This window comes from bacterium (genome assembly GCA_012517375.1).
Lineage (GTDB): Bacteria > Hydrothermota > Tepidihabitantia > B3-TA06 > B3-TA06 > JAAYVC01.
The window spans coordinates 1-4,415 of sequence record JAAYVC010000021.1; the positions used below are offsets into that span (position 1 = coordinate 1).

The 4,415-nt window shown below is 48.7% G+C and carries 4 protein-coding genes; 3 read left to right on the top strand and 1 reads right to left on the bottom strand.

Annotated features, from left to right (window positions below):
* Positions 1–406: 406 nt before the first annotated feature.
* The 3 genes from GX441_02565 to GX441_02575 are packed head-to-tail and all read left to right on the top strand — an operon-like array spanning position 407 to position 4,091.
* Positions 407–1,447: a DUF362 domain-containing protein gene (locus GX441_02565; protein ID NLI97526.1), complete on the top strand. Its 1,041-nt coding sequence runs from the start codon at positions 407–409 to the stop codon at positions 1,445–1,447.
* A complete protein-coding gene (locus tag GX441_02570; protein ID NLI97527.1) occupies positions 1,444–3,384 on the top strand; it encodes a CHASE2 domain-containing protein in 1,941 nt (646 codons plus the stop codon). The genes GX441_02565 and GX441_02570 overlap by 4 nt, the downstream gene beginning before the upstream one ends.
* Entirely contained in the window at positions 3,381–4,091 is a 711-nt protein-coding gene (locus GX441_02575; GenBank protein ID NLI97528.1) for a segregation/condensation protein A, read from the top strand. Before GX441_02570 ends, GX441_02575 begins: the two co-directional genes overlap by 4 nt.
* Positions 4,092–4,099: 8 nt before the next feature.
* Here the strand turns inward: GX441_02575 and GX441_02580 are convergent.
* Positions 4,100–4,415: STAS domain-containing protein (locus tag GX441_02580; protein NLI97529.1), on the bottom strand; the 316-nt coding region annotated here is incomplete at its 5' end.

A 4,415-nucleotide genomic window follows, 5' to 3' on the forward strand; every position in this document is an offset into this window, starting at 1 on the left:
GCCGCGTCCTAACGCCTTCGGCGTTTCTCCTCGCAATGACGTTGGAGTTCGTGACGCTTTTCATCAAACGGGACTCCATTTCTCGAATCCTGACTAACCACGCCAGGGAATTTGTCCAGCTTCTGACCAGCTTTCCCACCCCAAGAAATCGCTTCGCAATTTCTCAGGGACCCCGGGTCTGGAATCGATTCTGCCGAAGCTGTAGGCTTCCAGCCGCTACTTTGGGGGAGTATTTGACCATGATTCCTGACCGCAAAGAGTTAAATCTGACTAGGTTCGGGGTCCCCAACGGGGTGCGCGGCAACCTGTTGGGGTGTATGATTCTTGATCCATACCTTTAATCCTGACTCTGATTTCGGGGGTGCGCTCACCTTGACATAAGGGCACGCATCCCTATCATACGCCAATGAAGCCGAAAGTCTTCTTTCTTCCTGAAAAGGACAGGGGTGCGCTCCTGAAGCGCTTACCGCTCCTGCTTGCGCAACTTATTAACGAGGACTTCAAATCCAGCGCTTTCTGCGGCATAAAGGTTCATGTCGGCGAACGCGGGAATGTTACTTTCGTGCCTTCGGAGTTTGCAAAAGCGGGCGTCGAGTTCCTCAAAAAGAAGAAGGCAAGGCCTTTCCTTTTCGAAACAAACACGCTGTATCACGGCCAGCGCGGCAACGCCATCGATCATCTTAAGTTGGCAGCGGAGCATGGTTTCTCGCTGGAAGGAACAGGCGCACCACTCCTCGTTGCGGACGGAATCCGAGGCGAGGCTGCGGCACGCGTTCCTGCAAAGTCCGGAAAACACATAAGAAACGCTCAGCTTGCTTCGCTTGTTCCTGATATCCCTTGCGTTGTCGGCTTTTCTCACTTCAAGGGTCACATGCTTTCGGGATTCGGTGGTTCGATAAAAAACTTTTCAATGGGATGCGCCGCGCGCGGGGGCAAGCTCGAGATGCACAGCCTTTCAAAGCCCAAGATTGACATCTCGAAATGCACGCGATGCGGGGAATGCCAGCGCCGCTGTCCTGCGGAAGCCATCGTAAAAAAAACTGAAGACTTTGTAATCGTTCAGAAAAAATGCACCGGCTGCGCAGGATGCATAGGGGTCTGCCCGGTAAAGGCGGTTAAATTCAAGTGGAATGAAGCTTCGGAGTCGGCATCTGAAAAGATGGCCGAATATGCGCTTGCCGCACTTTCAGGCAAGGATGCTTTTTTCGTGAATTTCCTCATAAGCATCTCGCCTGAATGCGATTGCTGGGGCGAACGAATGAAGCTTATCCATGAGGATATAGGTGCGCTTGCCTCACGCGATCCGGTTGCGCTTGACCAGGCATGCTTCGATATGGTTGCGGATGAAATTCGTAAAGCACACAGGGACGTTGACCCTGAGGTTCAGCTCGCTCATGCTGAGCATATAGGTTTAGGAAAAAGAAATTACAAACTGGAGGAGTTGTGATAGATCCTCGTAAGATAATTTTTTCAGCCGTAATTGGTTTTACTATGGCCTTTCTGGTTCTCATTATTGAGATTGTTGCAGGCGGCAATCCCCTGGATATCCTGGATACGCCGATGCATGACGCCCTTGAAAGGGCTGCTCTTAAAAAGAACAACGACATTGTTCTGGTTGACCTCGACGAGGAAAGCGTCGGATATTTAGGCGACAAAGTCACGTGGCTGGGTCTCTGGCTGCCTTCAATAATCGAACACACAAGATCAGCAAAGGCGGTAGGTGTGACTTTGCCGTGTTTCTTCGAACATTCCGTTCCGCTTGAAGGACAGGAAAAACTGAAATCCGAAAGAGCCGATACGCTTGCAAAAGGACTCAGGCTTCCTCCGGCAAAAGTAACCGAAACGGTAGACAGTTTATTCAACTATGTAAACTGGGATAAGGATGTAGAAAATGCAATAAGCTCGAACTCGAATGTATATCTCGGATTCAGAATGCTTGATGAAGTGCTGGGAAATGAAATACTTCCCTTTTCCGAGCAGATTGCCAAACGTAACAGGGATTCCCTCATCTCAAAGACGCGAATTCTTAACAAAGCAGATTATTTATCTTTCTCCTACAAGTGGGTTATATCATCACGAGGCATAGGCTTTCTTGATGTGCTTTACGACAAGAGAGGAGTTGTAAGAGAGATCCCTTTAATAGCTTTGTGCAAAGGTGAGTTCTATACCCCGTTGCCTCTTTCGATGCTCCAGGGTCTTGAAGGCCGAAAGGATATAGACCTTCCCAGGAGTAGAATATTGAAACTCGGCAACGAAGAGTATACTCTCAGTGAAGGATACGGTTTCAGGATTCACTTTACCTCAAACCTTGCTGATTTTAAAAGTATTTCTGTCAAATCAATACTCTCAAATGAAGTAAACCCAGACACATTCAAGGATAAAATTGTTTTTATCGGTTCGTCGTTCGATCCTTATTCCATGCCTGTTAATACCCCGGTTGACGCAAGAATGCCAAGAATGGTGCTCGAAGCCAACCTTTTGTCTAACCTCATAAACAGGGAACAGGCAGTACCTCCCGGCATCGTCGCGACTTTCATCGTTACAATCGTCTTAGCCGGGCTTGGCGCATTCGCCGTGATGCTGCAATGGAGAAAGTTCACACTCCCCGCCTTCGGTTTGCTGCTGATTGTTTTTTACCTTGTTGTCGCGAGTACGGCAAGAAACGGAACCAGAATCGACTTCTTTGTTCCGCTTTTCTCATCACTCATTGCAATAGGAGCAGGTTACGTTGTCTACTATCAAATCGAGGGCCGCCAACGCAACTACATCAAGCAGATGGTCGCTCAGTTCTTTCCCAAGGAAAACGAGAAGGAGCTTGTAGAAAGGTTCATGAATCTGCCTTACTTGAAGATAAACAAAGAATCGGTTGTAATGGCTGTTTATCTTGATTTCATAAAGAAAGAAAAAAGCTTGCAGGAAGCCCTGAAAAGTTTCGAGGAGTTCCGGAAACAGGTTCTTGCCATTTGCCGTTCGAAAGGCGGACTCAGAATGTCCTTTGAAGGAAACTCAAGCATATTCCTCTTTTCCGGAAAGGAAGGATATACAAAAGCCTGTCAGGCGAGTCTTGAGATACGACGTTTCTTCACAAACTTCAACGCCAAGTATGTAACAGAAGCTGTAGGTGAGTTTAATCTTGGTATAGGTCTTGCCTCAGGCGAGACTCTTTTGAGCACGCTTGGTTCTGTTCCCCTTGTAGACCTTGCTGTTTTCGGTCAGCCTGTTCTGCTTGCGCGCGAACTAGCGCTTCTCAACTTTGAACTCAAGACAAAGGTTCTTCTTGAGGGAGGTCTTAAGGACTACGTGCCTGCGGACTCAAAGCTGAGAGAACTCGGTGAACTCGAGATAATCGGCGAAAAGCACCTGGTTTACGAGTACCTGCGTTGAGTCCCTACAAGGTTTCTCTGTCCGTTTACGAGGGTCCTGTTGACCTCCTCCTGTACTTTGTGCAGCGCGACAAGCTGGATGTCCTGGATGTTCCGGTAGCGAGTCTTGCTGACGAATTCATAAAATACGTCGAAACAATGGGCGCTGATATCCAGGAACTTGCGGAGTTTCTCTTGATGGCTGCAATACTCTTGCGCTGGAAGATGAGGGTTCTTTTACGCGACAGCATCGAAAAGGACTCGGAAACGATTGAGGAACCCGTCACGCTGTCGCGGATTCTCGAGGAGTTCAACCGCTACAGAGAAACCGCAGGATTCCTTGAGGTTCGAAGAGAAGAGAATCTTCGCTACTATCCTAGAGGAAGCGAAGAAAGAGTTGAGTCGCCTGGGGTTCTTTCAGAACTGCTAAACTCTTTCAGCGCCATGCTGGAAAGGGAGAAACCGCGTCAGCCGCTTCTGCTGTCGCGCGACGACTGGACTATAGAAGAAGCCACAGACTGGCTTAGAGATACTCTTTCCAGGAGACCTGCATTCAAATTCTTCGAGATGATGCGGGAGCGGCGATCGAGCGTCTTCGATATGCTGGTTCTATTCCTTGCGGTACTCGAACAGACAAGGCTCCGAAGGGTGCGAGTGACTCAACCTCAACCCTATGAGGATTTTGAAGTGGAATCTATCGTGCACAGCGTCAATAGCGGGCGAACGTAAAAAATTCTCTAGTTAACCTTAGAATCCGGATTCCTTTTCCTGTTAATTTCGAGATTCAGGTATTCGAACGCCCACTTGAGGCCTTCCGACAGGTTTGACAGGGTCTCGACATCCGATAAATCCACCCCAAGATGTACGATTGTCTGGGCAACGTCCGGTCTTATGCCCGTTATAACACAGTCGGCTCCCAGAAGCTTTACGGCAGAAACCGTCTTTAATATGTGGTTTGCAACAGCCGAGTCAACTGTAGGCACGCCCGTGATGTCCAGAATTGCCACCCTTGTCTGGGTCGCCGCAATGTCAGTCAATAGAGATTCCGTAAGC